General features: G+C 39.1%; 15 protein-coding genes. 6 read left to right on the plus strand and 9 right to left on the minus strand.

Annotation, left to right across the window (positions count from 1 at the left end):
- Nucleotides 1-471: 471 nt before the first annotated feature.
- The 5 genes from I6F66_RS15950 to yegD all read left to right on the plus strand — a co-directional run bounded on the left by I6F66_RS15950 (nucleotide 472) and on the right by yegD (nucleotide 6,198).
- Nucleotides 472-2,745, plus strand: a complete 2,274-nt coding sequence (locus I6F66_RS15950; RefSeq protein ID WP_197209475.1) for a TonB-dependent receptor — start codon at nucleotides 472-474, stop codon at nucleotides 2,743-2,745.
- Nucleotides 2,746-2,863: 118 nt separating this feature from the next.
- Nucleotides 2,864-3,163, plus strand: a complete 300-nt coding sequence (locus I6F66_RS15955; RefSeq protein WP_007581307.1) for a hypothetical protein — start codon at nucleotides 2,864-2,866, stop codon at nucleotides 3,161-3,163.
- A gap of 75 nt (nucleotides 3,164-3,238) precedes the next feature.
- On the plus strand, nucleotides 3,239-3,895 hold the full coding sequence (locus tag I6F66_RS15960; protein WP_165729035.1) for an HAD family phosphatase: 657 nt from the start codon (nucleotides 3,239-3,241) through the stop codon (nucleotides 3,893-3,895).
- Nucleotides 3,896-3,928: 33 nt separating this feature from the next.
- Nucleotides 3,929-4,771 carry a DNA ligase gene (locus I6F66_RS15965; protein ID WP_024593562.1) on the plus strand — a complete coding sequence of 281 codons (843 nt, stop codon included), beginning with the start codon at nucleotides 3,929-3,931 and terminating at the stop codon, nucleotides 4,769-4,771.
- Between the two features lie 62 nt (nucleotides 4,772-4,833).
- Nucleotides 4,834-6,198, plus strand: coding sequence for a molecular chaperone (yegD, locus tag I6F66_RS15970; protein ID WP_007581315.1), 1,365 nt, complete (start codon nucleotides 4,834-4,836; stop codon nucleotides 6,196-6,198).
- A 19-nt stretch (nucleotides 6,199-6,217) separates the two neighbouring features.
- On the opposite strand, the gene I6F66_RS15975 is transcribed toward yegD, so the two are convergent.
- The 3 genes from I6F66_RS15975 to I6F66_RS15985 form a co-directional block, all read right to left on the minus strand.
- Nucleotides 6,218-6,682, minus strand: a complete 465-nt coding sequence (locus tag I6F66_RS15975; RefSeq protein WP_197119113.1) for a methylglyoxal synthase — start codon at nucleotides 6,680-6,682, stop codon at nucleotides 6,218-6,220.
- Between the two features lie 67 nt (nucleotides 6,683-6,749).
- Entirely contained in the window at nucleotides 6,750-7,394 is a 645-nt protein-coding gene (locus tag I6F66_RS15980) for a LysE family translocator (protein ID WP_197209476.1), read from the minus strand.
- A complete protein-coding gene (locus I6F66_RS15985) occupies nucleotides 7,391-8,590 on the minus strand; it encodes a multidrug effflux MFS transporter (protein ID WP_165729038.1) in 1,200 nt (399 codons plus the stop codon). The genes I6F66_RS15980 and I6F66_RS15985 overlap by 4 nt, the downstream gene beginning before the upstream one ends.
- 183 nt (nucleotides 8,591-8,773) lie before the next feature.
- On the opposite strand from I6F66_RS15985, the gene I6F66_RS15990 reads away from it, so the two are divergent.
- Complete coding sequence (locus tag I6F66_RS15990; RefSeq protein ID WP_007581322.1) at nucleotides 8,774-9,247, plus strand: hotdog fold domain-containing protein; 474 nt, start codon at nucleotides 8,774-8,776, stop codon at nucleotides 9,245-9,247.
- Between the two features lie 21 nt (nucleotides 9,248-9,268).
- Here the strand turns inward: I6F66_RS15990 and I6F66_RS15995 are convergent, their stop codons facing one another.
- The 6 genes from I6F66_RS15995 to I6F66_RS16020 form a co-directional block, all read right to left on the minus strand.
- Entirely contained in the window at nucleotides 9,269-9,751 is a 483-nt protein-coding gene (locus I6F66_RS15995) for a polymer-forming cytoskeletal protein (RefSeq protein ID WP_197176174.1), read from the minus strand.
- Complete coding sequence (locus I6F66_RS16000) at nucleotides 9,741-10,904, minus strand: M23 family metallopeptidase (RefSeq protein ID WP_165729039.1); 1,164 nt, start codon at nucleotides 10,902-10,904, stop codon at nucleotides 9,741-9,743. Before I6F66_RS16000 ends, I6F66_RS15995 begins: the two co-directional genes overlap by 11 nt.
- A gap of 143 nt (nucleotides 10,905-11,047) precedes the next feature.
- Nucleotides 11,048-12,361: a fumarylacetoacetase gene (fahA, locus tag I6F66_RS16005; protein WP_197176172.1), complete on the minus strand. Its 1,314-nt coding sequence runs from the start codon at nucleotides 12,359-12,361 to the stop codon at nucleotides 11,048-11,050.
- Between the two features lie 136 nt (nucleotides 12,362-12,497).
- Nucleotides 12,498-13,544, minus strand: a complete 1,047-nt coding sequence (hppD, locus tag I6F66_RS16010; RefSeq protein ID WP_010555129.1) for a 4-hydroxyphenylpyruvate dioxygenase — start codon at nucleotides 13,542-13,544, stop codon at nucleotides 12,498-12,500.
- A gap of 303 nt (nucleotides 13,545-13,847) precedes the next feature.
- Entirely contained in the window at nucleotides 13,848-16,595 is a 2,748-nt protein-coding gene (locus tag I6F66_RS16015) for a metallophosphoesterase (RefSeq protein ID WP_197209477.1), read from the minus strand.
- Between the two features lie 145 nt (nucleotides 16,596-16,740).
- Entirely contained in the window at nucleotides 16,741-18,234 is a 1,494-nt protein-coding gene (locus I6F66_RS16020; RefSeq protein WP_165729042.1) for a peptide MFS transporter, read from the minus strand.
- Nucleotides 18,235-18,372 lie beyond the last annotated feature (138 nt).

Consider the following 18,372-nt stretch of genomic DNA (forward strand, 5'->3'; position numbering starts at 1 on the left):
CAAAAGATGATAAGGGTATTGTGAAGCAACCAAAAGATCGGTCAACCGATCAAAAATACCTTAACTGATCGGTGTTAGCTCTTGGGCGGCTTTTAATAAAAACACAGGTGTTTCTATTTTAGGTTAACATGTAAAACAATCCCTTCTTCCTACTCCATTTTATTAAATCCAATAAAGGACATATGTCCTCAATATTAGAATTTTGTATCTAAATAGTGATGAAAACACGTGATTTTGTAGTTAAATGTTGCAAAAAAGTTTCTAATTATGTCTATATTTATGCAGTAAAATTGTCACACAATGGTATAATCTTAATCGTTCGTTCAGCCTTATAACATCGTTTTTGTACTCTCGGTAATAAGGTCCGCGCGCATGACGCAAGTCGCGAAAAATTGAACGAGCCCGCAATGAATACATTGCGCAACACAAAAAACCGTTGAACAAGAGTGCACAAAAAAGGTTAAACCCAACATGAAAGCAATGAAAAGATCTACGTTAGCTACCCTAATCAATGCAACGTTGTTCTCTGCAGTAGCAGGTACTTCATTTTCTTCTTTAGCTGCTGAAGAAAAAACAGCTAAAAAAAGTAATCAACTAGAAGTTATTCAAGTAACAGCTCGTAAACGTGTAGAAAACGCTCAAGAAGTACCAGTAGCAGTATCTGCTCTACAAGGTGATAACCTTGATGCGTATAGCTCAGCTGGTATGGATATTCGTTTTTTAAATGCGAAAATTCCAAGTTTATCTATTGAATCTTCATTTGGTCGTTCATTCCCACGCTTTTACGTTCGTGGTTTAGGTAATACCGATTTCGATTTGAATGCATCACAACCAGTATCACTTGTTGTTGATGAAGTAGTTCAAGAAAATGCAATTTTAAAAGGCTTCCCAGTATTTGATGTTGAACGCGTAGAAGTATTACGTGGACCACAGGGAACTTTATTTGGACGTAACACGCCAGCTGGCCTTGTTAAGTTTGATACTGTTAAACCAAGCCAAGAATTTGATGGTTATGGCTCTGTTTCATACGGTAGCCGTGGCGCTGTAGACACGAGTGGTGCTGTAGGCGGTGCTTTAACTGACCGTTTATCTGCTCGTGTTTCATTATTATGGCAAGACAAAGACGATTACATTGATAACCAAGCGCCAGGCTTTGAAGCTAAAGACGAGCAGGGTGGTTACACTGAAAAAGCGGCACGCGTTCAGTTTTTATATGAAGGCGATGATTTTACTGCTTTATTAAACTATCACACACGTGACTTAGATGGCTCGCCAATTGCTTTTCGTGCAAACGTAATTAAAGCAGGTACTAATGAGCTAGTAGACAACTACGAAAGTGATGTTGTTTATCAAGATGCGGCATCTCGCTCTACTCAACAAGTAGAATCTGAAGGTGCAAGCTTAAAGCTTGAGTGGGAACTTAAAAACCACACAATCACTTCAATTTCTGCATGGGAAAGTGCTGAAATTTATTCTCGCGCTGACATCGACGGCGGTTATGGTGCAGCATTTATTGATGACGGTAACTTTCAAGGTCCTGGTATAATCCCATTCGCTTCAGAAAGTGCTGATGGTATTCCTGATCACGATCAGTTAACGCAAGAGCTACGTTTATCTAGTAACTTTGATGGTGATTTAAATTATCAAGTGGGTGTTTTTTACTTTGATGAAGAGCTTACAATTGAAAACTACAGCTACAATACATTTTCGTCACCTGCTGGTGAGTTAGATGGTTTTGTACGTCAACAACAAGACACAACTGCTTGGGCTGTATTTGGCTCAGTAGATTATACTTTTTCAGATGATTTAAAAGTAACAGCGGGACTTCGTTACTCTGATGATGATAAAGACTTTGTAGCAAATCGTACACTTAGCCCAATTGGTGGTGGTGCATTACTTGTAGAGCGTGATGTTAGTGACGACCATGTTAGCTGGGACTTATCTGCAAATTATAAAGTAAACGATGATGTTAACTGGTACGGCCGTGTAGCAAACAGCTTCCGCGCACCTAGTTTACAAGGTCGTATTTTGTTTGGTGATGATGTAACAACAGCTGAGTCAGAAACGGTAACATCGTACGAAACAGGTATTAAATCAGACGTGTTAGATGGCCAAGGTCGTGTAAATGCAACTGTGTTTTATTACACGATGGACGACCAGCAACTTACTGCTGTAGGCGGTGGTGCTAACTTTAACCGTTTAGTTAATGCTGATAAAACGACTGGCTATGGTTTTGAGTTAGATACGCAGTGGGTATTAAGCGATGAGTTTAATGCAACGTTTAACTTAAGCTACAATAAAACTGAAATCAAAGATAGTAATCTAAGTATTGCAGCTCCTGACCGTTCAACGTTAAATATTACAGACCCAGTAGTAGACGGTAAAGTATTTCTTGATGGTAATAGCTTACCGCATGCTCCTGAGTGGATCTCTAACTTTACGCTTCGCTACACTAAAGAACTTGCCGATGGTAACTTCTTCGCAAGCGGTGATATTTCTTATCGCAGTAAAATCAATATGTTCCTTTACGAATCAGTAGAGTTTGAAGGTAAAGAGCTTATTGAAACAGGTTTGCGTACAGGTTACACATGGTCTGAAGGCGATTACGAATACGAAGTAGCCGCTTTTGTTCGTAACTTATTTGACGAGCAACAAGTTATTGGCGCAGTAGACTTTAATAACAATACGGGTATTGTTAATGAAGAACGCTATGTTGGTGCTGAATTTAAAGTTAACTTTTTCTAACCGTTAACCTAAATTGTATTAATTTTGAAAGCCTGCCTTGTGCAGGCTTTTATGTTTGTATAACCCCTTTTAGAGCTGCTAAAGTAGCGCCTAATTGGTTTATTTAAAGAGAAGAGCAATGGCTGGATTTTGGAATTACCGTGTAATTTTTTGTGAAGCAACGAAAGACGAAGCAGCGCAATATCAAATACACGAAGTAGAATATAACCTGAACGGTAAAGTGACTAACTGGTCAGAAACAGGCGCAGCCCCTTTTGGTACAACACTTGATGAGTTGAAAGATGACTCAGATCGTTTAAAAACAGCATTTGAAAAGCCTGTACTTAAAGTTATGCGTAAAACGCGTGGCTATGAGCTTGTTGATGTTGATACGGGTGAAGAAGCAACGGGTGAGCCACCAGCAGGCTTAACGCAATAACAACAATTTAATAAAAGGTGCTTAAGGCGCCTTTTTTATTGTCAAAATTTGGCTTAGGTTAAATAAGGAATGAGGATGACATTAGAAGCAGTATTATTTGATATGGATGGCACATTAGTTGATTCAGAAAGCATGCACTTTGTATGTTGGAATAAACTACTTAAGCCTTATGGTGTTAGTTATTTAGAAAATGATTTTTGTCAGCGCTTTTCAGGACGACCCACTTTAGAAGCTGCAATCGAAATTAAGCAAGAGCATAACTTATCAGTAAGCGCACAGTTTTTAGCGGATGAAAAATACCGTTTATTTGGCGAATATGTAATAACACATTTACCACCACTAATGCCGTTTACAGAGCAAACGTTAAAAGCTGTAAAAGCGAGTGGCTTAAAAATGGCGCTAGTAACGGGCAGTGCTAAAAGTGAAGCTATGCCAATACTTAAAGGTTTAGGATTTTATGAGCTGTTTGACACGGTGGTAACAAAAGACGATGTAACTAATCCTAAACCTGCTGGAGACCCATATTTACTGGCACTTAAGCAGATAAATATACAGGCAGGCAATGCAATTGCTGTCGAGGATACATTTACCGGCGTTACGGCGGCCAACAACGCCTTGTTACCTGTTATAGCCATTGCTAATAGCCACACAAAAGATCACGATTTTAGCCAAGCTACCTATAAAATGAGTAACTTAGATGAGTTTTGGCAATGGGTGCAATCTCAACTATAGTTTAAGCCAACTTTTACTTGCTTGGATGCGCTAATGTTTACTATTAAACACCTGCTTTTAATTGTTGTTGTACTTTTTACGCAATGTATAAGTGCAGCACAACCCTCTGTTTTACTGGCTAAAGTATATAACGAAACTAAACATTACGATGTAAGTAAGTATTTAGTCAGTGAAAAATATGATGGCGTAAGAGCTATATGGACCGGCACGCAGTTTGTTACTCGCAAGGGCAATATTATCAATGCGCCGAGTTGGTTTACAGCGCCATTGCCAAATGTATGGCTTGATGGTGAGCTATGGACCAAGCGTGAGCACTTTTCTGCGCTTAGTGGCATAGTAAGAACTAAAAAACCTAATAATCATGATTGGCAAACTATTACTTATAAAATATTTGATATGCCAGATGAAAATCTGCCTTTTAGCACTCGTTATAAAAACTATAATGAGCTTATTACTAGCCTAAACTCGCCGCATATTAGCGTTGTAGTTCAATATAGCTTTACTAATAATGAGCAGCTCACAGAGTATTTTGAAAACATAACTAAGCAGGGTGGCGAGGGCGTAATGCTTCATTTGGCCAGTGCTAAGCACAGCAATGGTCGAAGCAGTGCATTACTAAAATTAAAACCTTATTTAGATGCAGAAGCGGTTGTGATTGCGCATTTACCAGGTAAAGGAAAATACCAAGGTATGTTAGGGGCATTAAGGGTAAAAACAGCACAAGGGCAGGTGTTTTCTATTGGTACTGGGTTTAGTGATGCAGAGCGCTCCACGGCGCCTGAGATAGGTAGCACTGTAACGTACCGATTTCATGGATTAACAAAAAACGGTTTACCGCGTTTTGCTAGTTTTTTACGAGTAAGAGATAGTTTATAACATTTATAATTTTTACAAAGTGTGCTAAATTGCGCGGCCTTTTTGGTAATGTGTGGTGAAGTATGTTTGTAGGTTTTGATTACGGTAGTTCTAATTGTGCTATGGGTGTAATGAGCGAGGGTAATGTTCAATTAGTACCGCTAGAGCAAGGAAAACATTACTTACCGTCTACACTTTACACTCATCACAGTGCCTTGGTTGTTGACTTTGTTGCTAAGCATTTACATGGCACAGCCCATGAGCATGACTTTTTAACACAGCGCCAAGCATTATTAAATACCTTACCTCGTATTAAGTCAGACCTTGATTTACAGCCTTCAGATGAAACCCTATTTATTGGTCGTGAAGCGATTAGCGAGTACGTGCAGTTCCCTGAAGAAGGCTACTTTGTTAAGTCCCCTAAATCATTTTTTGGCGCAACAGGTTTAAAGCAAGGTCAAATTAACTTTTTTGAAGATATTGCAACCGCGATGATCTTAAAAATTAAGCAACGCGCTGAGCTCTCTCTAGGAAAAACACTTACACAAACAGTGATTGGTCGCCCAGTAAACTTTCAAGCTGTGGGTGGTGAGCAATCAAATCAACAAGCGGTCGGTATTTTAGAACGCGCTGCTAAACGCGCTGGTTTTAAAGACGTAGAGTTTTTATATGAGCCACTTGCTGCGGGTATCGATTACGAGAGTGATTTAACTCAGGATCAAAAAGTACTCGTTATTGATATTGGTGGTGGTACGAGTGACTGCTCGTTTGTACAAATGGGCCCGAGTTTTAGAGGAAATAGCCAGCGCGATGGCGATTTTTTATCTCACAGTGGTAAACGTGTTGGCGGAAACGATTTAGATATTGCTTTGAGCTTTCATGGTTTAATGCCGTTATTGGGTTTAGGCAGTACGTTTAAATCAGGTCTACCTTTGCCTAATCAAGCGTTTTGGCAAGCGTGTAAAATTAACGATGTAAACTTACAAAGCCAGTTTTATAGTGAAAGCCATACCCGAGAGCTAAATGCACAATTACGTGATGTAAGTGCACCTGAGCTTTATAAGCGTTTAATACATTTACAGCAAAACAAGCAAGGTCATCAGTTAGTACAACAAGGTGAAGCGGCTAAAATAGCACTTTCATCAGCTAGTGCGTTTGATTGTGATTTAAGCTTTTTAGATAGTGGGCTGAATAAAAATGTATCGGTAAGCGATTTAGCTGTTGCCGTTGAGAGTAGTATTAGCCAAATAGTTACTTTAGCAAAACAAGCAATCAGCGACGCTGCAACCACGCCAGATATTATTTACTTAACAGGCGGTAGTGCACAATCACCATTGATTAAAGCGGCTTTAAGTGAGCACTTAGGCAATATAAAAATGGTTAACGGGGACCACTTTGGTAGTGTAACTGCTGGCCTGACTAAATGGGCCAGCATGCTTTATAAATAACCTAGATTACAATTGAGGTTTAAAGATCTATTTGTCGGGTTGCGAGGTATTTTTCGTAATCTGGCAATGTACGTTCAAGCTCTACATCCATAAGCGGTGAGCTTAATAACATATCTGCACTCACTTCATTACATGCCACCGGAATATTCCAAACAGCGGCTAAACGCAGCAGTGCTTTAACATCAGGGTCATGAGGCTGTGATGCTAATGGGTCCCAAAAAAATATTAAAACATGTATCTCATGTTCAGCTATTTTAGCGCCAAGTTGTTGATCGCCGCCCATAGGGCCACTTAATAGCTGAACTACATCAAGTCCCGTGGTTTTTTGAATTAAATGCCCGGTAGTACCTGTGCCATATAAAGTGTGCTTACTTAGTATTTCTTTGTGCTTTTCACACCAAAATTTTAATGCTGCTTTTTTACCGTCGTGGGCAACTAAAGCAATATTTTTTTGTGCGGGAAGAGATTGTGTTTTTTGTTCCATGCTGATTCTTTTTTATTAGTTAGCTTAAACTCTGGGTAATAAATCTCTTAACCAAAGTGCAGGTTAGTTAAAATAATAGATTGATAGCAAGGGCTATAAATACAATGCCGGTGATCCTATCAATCCAAAGTTGGCTATTTGGGTTACGTCTAAAAAACTGTGCAATTTTGTCGCCAAAATAAATATACGTGCAGTCAATCGGAAAAGCAAAAATAGGGTAAAGCAAGCCAAAAAAAGCGAGTTGAAAAGTAGCCGATGAAAGCGTTGGATCTACAAATTGCGGAATAAATGCAATAAAAAACAGCGCCACTTTAGGGTTTAGCACTTCAGTCATCATGGCTTGAAACATGACATTACTTTTTTTACTGGTACTTATATGCGGTTTATCGGTTTGCTTGCCTTCAGATATAGGCTCTGGCTGCTTTAGCGTGCCTCTAATCATCATAAACCCCAAATAACATAAGTATGCTGCGCCTGCATATTGCACTGCGGCATAGGCACTTGGGGAAGCTTTTAGGACTGCGCTTAGGCCTACAACAGCAAATAGAGTATGAATAACCCCACCTAATGCAAAACCAAAAGCACTTTGCATACCGGCGCTTCGACCATTAGCAAATGTTTGTGCCATCAAAAATGCATTTGATGGCCCAGGTGCTACAGCCATTAAAAAGCTGGCTAATAAAAACGAGACTAAAAAATCAGGATTGATCATTGAGCGCTTTTAGTTGGGTGTAAAGTATGAGCTTTTTTGCTCATTAAAATAAGCCAAAGCGGAACTAGCAATAATAAGTGAAAAGCAATTAACCACGGTGTACTTAACCCTAAATATTGGGTTAAAACAACGAGTATACTCGCGCCACTCATTTGCATAGCACCAAGTAATGCCGAGGCTGTGCCTGCTTGTTTAGGAAAGCTCGACAGAGCCATACCTGCAGCTGAGCCTAAACTTAGAGCAAAGCCTAATGCTGCAATTAAGATAGGTAACATAAGCGCAAATGCCGTTTCTATACTGCTAAGGGCTAGCATTAAAACGCCTGAAAAAACCAGTACACTCACACCGACACGCAAAGCACGTTGGCTATTTCGTTTAATGTACGTTGGTAAAATAAAACTAGCGACAATACTTATTACGGCATTTAACGTAAACCAAAAAGTAAAGTCGGCTACAGTGCCGCCTAAATGCGTAATAAGCCAGCCTGGAGCTAGCGTCACATAAACTAATATTGCCGACATTGAGACCATGCAAATTAGGCTATTAAACAAAAATACCGGTGTTTTTATAATAGGTGTAAAGCGACGTAAATCTAAAATATGCCCCTGATAATGGCTATCAGCAGGACGAGTTTCTCTAAAAAAGAATAGCGTAACAACAAGCCCTACAATGGCAAACGCGGTTAAAAACATAAAGTTCATACGCCAGCCAAATTGTACGGTAAGCCAAGCTCCTAAAATAGGTGCCATTGCCGGAATAAAGCACACAATCCCGTTAAGGTAAGTGATCATTTGTCCACTTCGTTCGCTCCCATATTTGTCACGTACTATCGCAAATGCGACAACAAATGTGGCACAGGCTCCAAAACCTTGAAGGGCACGTGCAATCATCAATACTTCAAAAGAAGGCGAGTAATAGGCAAGTAATGCTGAGCCTGCATATAAACTTATACCCACTATAGCCACTGGCTTTCGGCCAAACCTATCGGCCAAAGGCCCCGCAATTAATTGGCCTAAACCTACTGTTAGCATAAAAATAGCAACGGTTTGCTGAACTTGTTGTTCTGTAACTGCAAATTGTTCTGCAATAGTAGGAAAAGCGGGTAAGTAAATATCGATTGCCATAGGGCAAAATATAACGAGTAACGCTAGGATAAGTAACAAAGTCATATTAGGTTTAGCGGGCTGTGTTTGCATTGAGTCTCCTTTTGCCGAGTATTTTAGGTGGGCACTCGTAAAAAAGAAAGGGCTTATGACCCCTGCATAGGTTGTCATTTTTATTTTTTGATTGGATTAAGCTAAAAAGGCAGTGTAAATGCACTTTTTAAAACTGGTCTGATGTGTTAATTTGAAAAAAGTAACTGTTGATGGAAAATAATAATGAGTAATAAATCTGCACTTGTACAAACATGGCATAAATTTAAGCGCCTACCTTTTGGGAATTGGCTTTTTACTAAAGCTGTTTGCTTTAAAGCGCCATATTTTGGTTCAATGAAACCTTACGTGCTCGACCTTCGAGAAGGGCATTGTAGTGCGTTGGTTAAAAATCGTCGCAGCGTTCATAATCATATTGGAACTATTCATGCTATTGCGCAGTGTAACTTAGCTGAATTGTGTGCAGGTGTAATGGTTGATGCAACAGTGCCAGTTAAAACGCATCGTTGGATCCCAAAAGGCATGACAGTTAGGTATTTGGCTAAAGTAGATACAGATGTAAGAGCAGTCGCTGAAATTGATTTACCCCATAAGTGGATTGATAAAGAAGACTTAGTAGTACCGGTTAAACTGTATAATACCCGCAATGAGCTTGTTTTCACTGCAGATATTACAATGTATATTACTGAAAAAAGGTAGCTTACGTTAAGCTGATTCTACTTAGTTTTTATCAGCGGCTTGTTTATTTACAAACGATAAGTCGCTGCCATCTTCCTTCAACAATGCTTTAACTTCTTTTGCGGGTTTAAGCTCTTTCGAAATTAGTTCAGGCTCTTCTTTTTCAAAGCGTTGCTTTAAACTGCCTTCAATTACTGCACCTGCATCAATACTCAATGTATCGTGAAACACATCGCCATGAACATGAGCGCCACTTTGTACCTTTACTTCACTAGCATTAATTGACCCAATAACTTTGCCTTTAACAATAACGCTTTTAGCTTCAACAATACCTTCAACAACACCCGTTGAGCCAATAACTAAATGCTCCACTTTTATATCGCCATCAATATGGCCATCAAGCTGTACTTCACCTTGGCTAACTAAAGTGCCTGTAAGGCGTACGTCTTCAGAAATAATAGACGGCGTGTGATTCACTCTTTTTAAATTAGAGCTAACTGTTTTTTGTTTTTTTCTACCAAACACGAGAAAGCGCCTTTGTTATTTTTAGAGGATTGACTTGTTTATCATTAAGTAATACTTCGTAGTGTAAATGAGTACCTGTACTTCTGCCGGTACTGCCCATTAGGCCGATTACATCATGTTTAGTGATTGATTGACCTTTCTTTACTTTAATTTTATTTAAGTGTCCAAATCGAGTTACTAAGCCATTTTTATGTTCAAGCTCAATAAAGTTACCATAACCACCATTACGACCGGCACGAAGCACTACAGCGTCTGCTGGGGCAAATATCTCGGTTTTATGCCAACCTGCTAAATCAATCCCTTTATGAAAAGCATGATTACTATTCATAGGATCTTTTCTAAGGCCAAAATTACTCGAAATATAGTATTTAGCTTTAGCTAAAGGCAGGGTGTTTGGTAGCTCAGTTAAAAAGTTTTCTAAATTATTTAATATTAATAACTTATCAACGATGGCTAAAAAGTGGCTTGGAATTTTTGTTTCGTTAAATGTATCAAGTGGGCCACCTTGTGCGGTTGTTTGGGCGCTTAATATTAGGTGTTGCTCAAGCGCAGACTCAATTCCTGCGCCTTTGACCATAGCTAAAATGGCTTGGTGACGTTCACTAATTTGGTTATCTAAATAGGTAAAGCTTTGCTCATAATGATTATTTAAGTTGGCCACTCTTGTTGCGAATGTAATTGGAGCGATTAACTGCGCTTGTTTACCTTTTTGATTTTCATCGACTAATGGCTCATGAAACTCATTGCCATTTTCATTGATTGGTACGTCAAGTTCTGTATCAAGCTTAATGACATCTTTGCTAATTGAAGCGGGAAGGGATTCTATCATGCTTTGCAGTAGTGCCTGCTTTTGCTCAAGTATCGCAAGTTGTTCTAGCTGCGTTGCTTGAAGAGCTTGCTGTTCACTGACTTTTTGTTGCCAAAGTGTTTGCTCGTTTATTTGACTTTGTTCTATGTCAGAAATTTTATTTGTTTGTGTGTAAACACGAAAGCTAGAAATACTCAGCCAAGTGAAAGTGACTAAAATAAGCAATGCTACAAGAAGTTGAAACCAAGGTGCTAAAACAACGTGCTTAACTTCGCCATTTTGACGAATAAGTAGCTGTCGGGCTGGGAAAAATTTATGATAAAAAGACTTTATAAATACTGACATGGCATATAAACACTGGCTATTAACCGAATTAAGATAGCAATTTGAGTTAAAAAAGCTAGAAAAAAATTGTAACTGTTCAAAAATTAATGAAAAAGGGCTGCTTTTCACAAGCGGCCCTTTTGTATTTAATTTATGGAAATGTATTACTTTGTAGGTAGTACAGTGCTCTCTACTGAGCCAAAACCTATACGTACATAACCTTCTTTTTCACACCAGCCACGCATAATAACGTTATCGCCATCTTCTAAAAAGCTACGTTGTTCGCCATTGCTTAACGTAATTTTTTCTTTACCGCCACGAGATAGTTCAAGTAAAGAACCCGCTTCTTCGTGCGTTGGACCAGACTGAGTGCCCGAACCTAACATGTCACCTGGCATAAAGTTACAGCCATTTACTGTGTGGTGAGTAACCATTTGTGCCACAGTCCAGTAAGAGTGCTTAAAGCTAGATGTTGATACACGCGTTGGGTTATGGCCTTCGCTACGCATTTTTTGCGTTTGAATTTTAACATCCATTTGAATATCAAAAGCACCTTGGTCGCGATTCGCTTTTGATTCTAAATAGTCCATAGGCTGCGGATCGTTTTCATCACGCGTCCAGCTTGTTCTATAAGGCGCTAGCGCTTCGGTTGTAACAATCCAAGGCGATACAGTTGAAGCAAAGTTTTTAGCTAAAAATGGACCAAGCGGTTGGTATTCCCACGCTTGCAAGTCACGTGCTGACCAATCGTTAAATACACAAAAGCCAAATACGTGGTTTTCAGCATTTTCAATCGCGATTGCATCGCCCAGTGCATTGCCTTTACCTAAGTAAATACCCAGCTCTAGTTCGTAATCAAGGCGCTTACAAGGACCGAATGATGGCACTTCTGCATCAGGCGCTTTAGTTTGGCCTTTAGGGCGATGAAATGTTTGACCTGATACGTCAATAGATGAAGAACGACCATGATAACCAATAGGTACCCATTTATAGTTAGGTAGTAATGGGTTATCAGGGCGAAACAAACTACCCACAGCAGTAGCATGATAAATAGAAGTGTAAAAGTCGGTGTAATCGCCGATACGACAAGGCAAAGAAAACTCTATATCAGATTGTGCTACAAGCGTATCGCTAAGCGCTTGTTGGTGCTCAGAGCCTGCTCGTAGTGCTTTTGAAAGCGCTAAACGCAGTGCTGACCAATACTGCCCCCCTAAACCCATAAATGTATTTAGAGTTGCTTCACTTGCTGCATCAGCGGCTGTTTTTGCGTCACCTTTTAAAACGTTTAATTTGCTCAGTTTTGCTAAATCAATTACTTGGTCGCCAATTGCAACACCACCACGAAAGGCCTCATCAGACCCTTTACGACGAAACTCTGCAAACGGTAAGTTTTGAATAGGGAAGTCACAATTATCAACATTAGCTGACTCTACCCAGCTGGTTAAATTAATATCATGGGTTTCGTTAATTAGGCTCATTACATTTCCTTTGGATTTTACTGTATGGCGACAAGGTATAGTTTATTTAATCATACTTGTACTCAGCGCAATACTTTTTAAATATTAAAACGACAAAAAGCAGCGAAGTTCGCTGCTTTTAATTTACTCAAATATTTTATAAAACGCCGCGACGCTCTTGGTCGCGTTCGATTGATTCAAATAATGCTTGGAAGTTACCTTCACCAAAGCCACCATCATCAACGCGTTGGATCATTTCTATAAAGATTGGACCGAATAAGTTTTTAGAGAAAATTTGTAATAAATAACAATTTTCACTTTGGCTATCTACGAGTATCTGGTGCTTACGAATTTTTTCTTTATCTTCAGCTACCCAAGGTACTCGGTCAAAAATAGTATCGTAGTACTCTGGGATAATATCGAGCGTTGCAATTGTTGATTTATCAAGCTTATCAAGAGAACTTACTAGGTCATCTGTTAAAAACGCTAAATGTTGAACGCCTGGGCCGTTGTACTCACCAAGGTATTCATCAATTTGATTGTTATCGTTACCTTTACCTTCGTTTATTGGAATAGAGAAGGTGCCACAAGGTGATTTTAGTGCATACGAAATAAGCGCTGTTTTTTGACCTTTAATGTCAAAGTAGCGTACTTCTGTAAAACCAAATACGTCTTTATAAAAGTTAGCCCATTTTTCCATGGTGCCTTTATAAACGTTATTGGTTAAATGATCGATTCGGATAAAGCCTTTATCTTCTACAACATTTTGCGTTTCTAAATCTTCAAAATCACTTTCGTAAATAGTGCCTTTGTCGCCAAAATTTTCAATAAAGTAAATTAGGCTGTCGCCAATGCCATAAATTGCAGGGTAAGGCATGTTTTTATGTGTTGAATCAGTAGCTGGTTTTGCACCACGCTCTACTGCAGTTTCAAATGCTTTTTGCGCATTCTCAACACGCCAACCCATTGAACAAATAGCAGGACCATGGCTTTTAGCAAATTCTGCAGAAAAACCTTCACGCTCGTTATTCAGTAAAAAATGAATATCGTTTTGGTTGTAATAAACAATGTCTTTACCTTTGAATTTTTTAAGCTTAGAGAAGCCAAAATCAGTAAATACTTTATCCATATAATCAGCATCAGGTGTTGCGTACTCGGTAAATTCAATACCGACTAAACCTAAATAGTTATTTACTTCACTCATTATTATTACTCCCGCAATTAAGCACTGCGATTATGTGTTGTTGTCATATTGCAGTAGATAATCAACCAGATTTTTGATTTGGGGAAGGGGGAGACACTATTTAGTGTGTAGTGTATGTGTAAATTTTATAGGACGGTTATTATAAAGTTACGTGTTTGTAATACAGTTAAATAAAATGAAGTTATACGCCATAGGATTGAATAGTGGTTTTCATTCTTAATATGTTGTTTTTAAATAACAAAAAGGAGGGTTCACCTGCGTGAAGCCTCCTTTTAGAATGAACAAGCAAAAGCTTAGTTGTATTTAATTATTTACACTTTTAGAGTTGCTACCAAAGAACTTGTTACGTTGCTCAATCCATTGGTTTGTTTTTATCGCTGGCGCAGCTTGATAGTGACGTTCAATCGTTTGATTTAACACTCGCGTCGGTTGCTCAAAGGACAACTTTTGTTGTGCGCCGCCCATACTTTTAATTTCACCGCGAGTCATAGCACGACCAGCATAGAGTAATGCATTTAAGTAACCAGGTCGGGTTTCGTAGTTGTTATCTGTAAATAACAGGATTGTTTTATCAAGTGCCCATCGACGGTTTATCTCACCTTCTTCTTTAACACCTTCGAGTTCACCATCTACGTATATTTCAAATACGCCATTTGTTGGTGCGGCATAAAATACAAAGGCAATACGATGCCAGTTACCTGGTTCAGTATCGCCAAAGTATCCACTATTGCTGGTTGCTTCACCGTACCCACCGTCTGGGCTTGCGAATATATCTGCGTCATCTGTATCGTAGTTTTCGGTATCGGCTTGGATTATTGCGCGGTAAATGTCGTTTGTTTCCAATGGCCAGTTTATATCCATAACTATTGTGTAGTCAGACACTAACCCGTCATCTTTAAAATCACCATTTGCAGCTGTGTTTAACGTAATTAATAGGCCTTCTGTTGGAGAATGACGAGTAAAAGCCATTACACCAGAAGGACCATCAGTTAAATCGGCAATATTAAGATCAGTGGTTGTCTCATAGCGTGTATCTTCTGGGCCCCAACCGTCATTTTCTGGGTCAAAGTAGCTTAAAACAGATGGACCTGAGTCTGGAATTAGTGGGTTTGTTGGATCGTCAAAGTTCCAAGTTGTTATATTTGCAACATCTTGGCAAGCATTAAGCTGTGTGTCTGTATCAAGGTGAAGACATTGCGTTGTTCTAAAGCGTGCGTATTGATCAAGTAGCCACCATGCTTCGGCAATTGGCTTTACATCATTAAAAGTAACACTGCTAAAAAATAAATCTGGATTAAGTGCCGCACCTTTAAATAAAGCGACATTATAATTTGTCGTTACTTGAATATCTTCTGGCTTTAACACAAACCAATCGGGTTGGCTGGCAATCATTGTGTTTAAATCAGTGCCTGTAACGGTTACTTGATACAGTGAATTAAAGCCAGGTGTGTTTGAAGGCTGTCTTTCAACATAAAATGCTTTGTGAAAATCTTCTTGTGTAACAGTGCCTGGCGTCCATCTTTTTTGCACAAGTTCAGGGTTAAGTAGCGCTGCGTTAATTGAGCTTGAATGTTTAGTTGCAAGTGCTGTTATTTCTGCAACTTCAAAGCTACTTGGGTAGTTTTCTGAAATGGCAATTTCTGTATCAGCATCGGGTGCATATCGGCCCATTACTTCATCGATAGCTAGCTTGGTTTCTTCGTCAGGTTCTATAGATGTTCGCGTATCTACATGTTGATAATCGTAACGACTTAGTGCTTTATCTGCAGTATTAAATACTAAATTTAAATCGGTGACTCCGCGAGCATAAAATTCTGGTTGAATGACTAAAGCATTATTTTCAAGCTCTATAAAGTCTTCACCACCATGAGTATGCCCACCAAGCACTAAATCTATACCGGGCACATTGGTTGCTATCTCAACGTCAGTTCCTTTACCTAAGTGGCTTAGCATTATCATGTAATCAACATCACCGCTGTATTGGCTTACAATACTTTGTGCGATTTGTTGCCATTTCCAACTCATTTTAAATTGTTTTATAAAGTCAGGAATAGGGTCATCTTCAATTGGCTCGTCAAGTTCATCCCATGGTACTGACGTCATCCCAAACACACCCAATGTTATGCAGCCAACCTGTACTTTAGCAAAGTCCACACCGCCAAAACTCTTATTTTGTTCTCCCTCAAATCGGGTATTACTTGCAAGTACAATGGCATTATCGTCTTGTGAAAACTCAAGCAGCTTTTCAGGACCCCATGCATAGTCATGATTCCCTAAAACACGTAAATCAAAAGCCATTAGCTTTACGGTTTCATCAGAGGCTAAGCCTTGTGATATTTGCTCTGCAACGGTCCCTTTTTCGTAATCATCGCCACCATCGGTAAATAATGTATGGGGTGATTCGCTTAGCGCTTTTTTATAATAAGCTTTAATGCGGCTAAAATATTGTTCCTGATACCCAAAGCGAGAATGCATGTCGGCAACGTGCACAAACCTTACAGATTGCTCTGTTGCATTTGCATCACAGGTTGGGCCAATATCAGAAAACGCGACAGTACGTTGCATTTCTATTGCATAGCTACCTAGTTGGTCTACTTGTGCGCTAACAAAGCCTTGCGATACCGTTGAATTAGTAATACTTGACCAAGAATCGCCGCTCAAACGCGCAATAGTTAATTGGCCGCCTAATACATAGTCGTCAGGTATTTTTATAGTGACAGTCATTGGGCTAGAAAGTTGAAGTGTATCTGGGGTAAGCGTATGTATATCTGAAATGATATTTTTTGCTTGATTATTCTCATCAAGGACTAATTTTTCGTAGGTTATTTCAGTATCGCTAGCCACTATTTCCCCAGGGGCATTGATAGTAAAGTTACCTTCATCTAATGACGTTTGTAAGCCATTAGCATTGGTAATAATTAAGCCACTAGGCTCAGGCTCTACAGGATCATTTGGATTTACTGTAATTTGATCTTCGGCCCCACCACAGGCAGATAAAAAAATAAGGAGAAATGCTATTAGAGTGGCACGTAATAATGTTAATGAATGCATATACTGCTGTCCCTGAGTCTATTCAATAATCAATCAGGACATAATATCAGTTAACGAGAGTGGGGCAAAGTTGAATAAAAAATTCCCCCATAGACGCTATGGAGGAATGTATCGGTTATGTTGTTATATTAAAAATAAACAACAATTAAGAGACTTTCTCTTCTAACCCTTGTTTTTCCCATACTTTAGCTTTAAAGGTCATTAGTACTAAAACAACACCAACACCAATGCTAAATAATGCAATTTGTAAGTATAAGTTAGGGATTTCATCAACATTGTTCGGATCGAAATTACCAGCAAGTAAACCCGCAATAATATTACCAATCGAGTAAGTTAATACAAATACACCCATCATTTGACCAGTGTAACGTTTAGGCGATAACTTACTTACAGCACTTAATGCTACAGGGCTTAAACAAAGCTCACCCACTGTATGTAAAAAGTACGTAGTAACAAGCCAGTAAGGCGCTACTTTTAAGCCTTCAGCTGCGTAATGAGCCGCCATAAACATAACTAAAAAGCCTGATGCCATGATAATTAAACCAATTGCACACTTAACGCTATAGCTAGGTGATACTAAGCTTTTAGATAAGTTAATCCAAAGCGCTGCAAAAAATGGCGATAAAGCAATAATAAACAGTGAGTTTAATGATTGAAACCACGTTGTAGGGATTTCAAAAGTACCAATAAGGCGGTCAGTATAATCGCGAGCAAATAAGTTTAATGACGAACCTGCTTGTTCAAAGCCAGACCAAAAACATGCAGATGCAATACAGACTAAAAATAGTGCCCACATTCTTTGTTTTTCGGCATCTGTTAATTTACCTGTAAAGTAAATAACACCAAAATAAACAAAAAAGATAATAGTAAATACAACAGCTACGTACCCTGCAACCACTGTTGGATTGATTACAATTGCGCCGGTCATTGCAGCCGTAGTAACTGCAGCCGCTGCAATTACAAACGCAGCAATACCAACCCATGCGCGAGAAGTGCCTTTAGGACCTAATGGATTTGCTGGTAAAGCGCTATGCTCTGGTAAGTTATTAAGTGAGCGCTTATATTGCACCAAACCAATAGCCATACCAACAGCTGCTGCACCAAACGCCCAGTGCCAACCTACGTTTTCCATAAAGTAACCACAAACGTAGTAACCAATTAAAGAACCTAAGTTAATACCCATGTAGTAAATAGCGTAACCGCCATCACGACGCTCATCAGCATCACTGTATAGTTGGCCTACCATTGCGCTGATATTTGGTTTTAGCAAACCAGTACCTGTCGCTACAAATATCAAGCCAATGAAGAAAGAATAATCATGTGGAATAGCCAAAATGATATGACCAATCATAATGATTATACCGCCATACCATACTGCTTTTTGACCACCAAACAATCTATCTGCTAGCCAGCCACCTGGTAAACCTAAAAAGTATACCGCACCTGTGTATAAACCATAAATTGCAGCAGCTGAGGCAACAGTAAAGGCTAAACCTTCTTCTTGTAAGCTTGCTGTCATGAATAATACGAGCATAGCTCGCATACCGTAATAACTCATTCGTTCCCACATTTCAGTGAAGAACAATGTTGAAAGTCCTTTAGGGTGGCCAAACCAGCCACTATCTGGAGCTGAACTCATATTTACTTCCTAACTTTAAGTATTGTTATGATGGCCTTATAATTTTTTGCTTTAGCTATTTTAGAATTTGTAATCACTAAAATGCTCGACCATCAGTATATTATTTGTAGCTAAGATAATGATTTGCTATATGGCAGT

The sequence above is a fragment of the Pseudoalteromonas sp. NZS100_1 genome (assembly GCF_015864285.1).
Taxonomy (GTDB): domain Bacteria; phylum Pseudomonadota; class Gammaproteobacteria; order Enterobacterales; family Alteromonadaceae; genus Pseudoalteromonas; species Pseudoalteromonas arctica.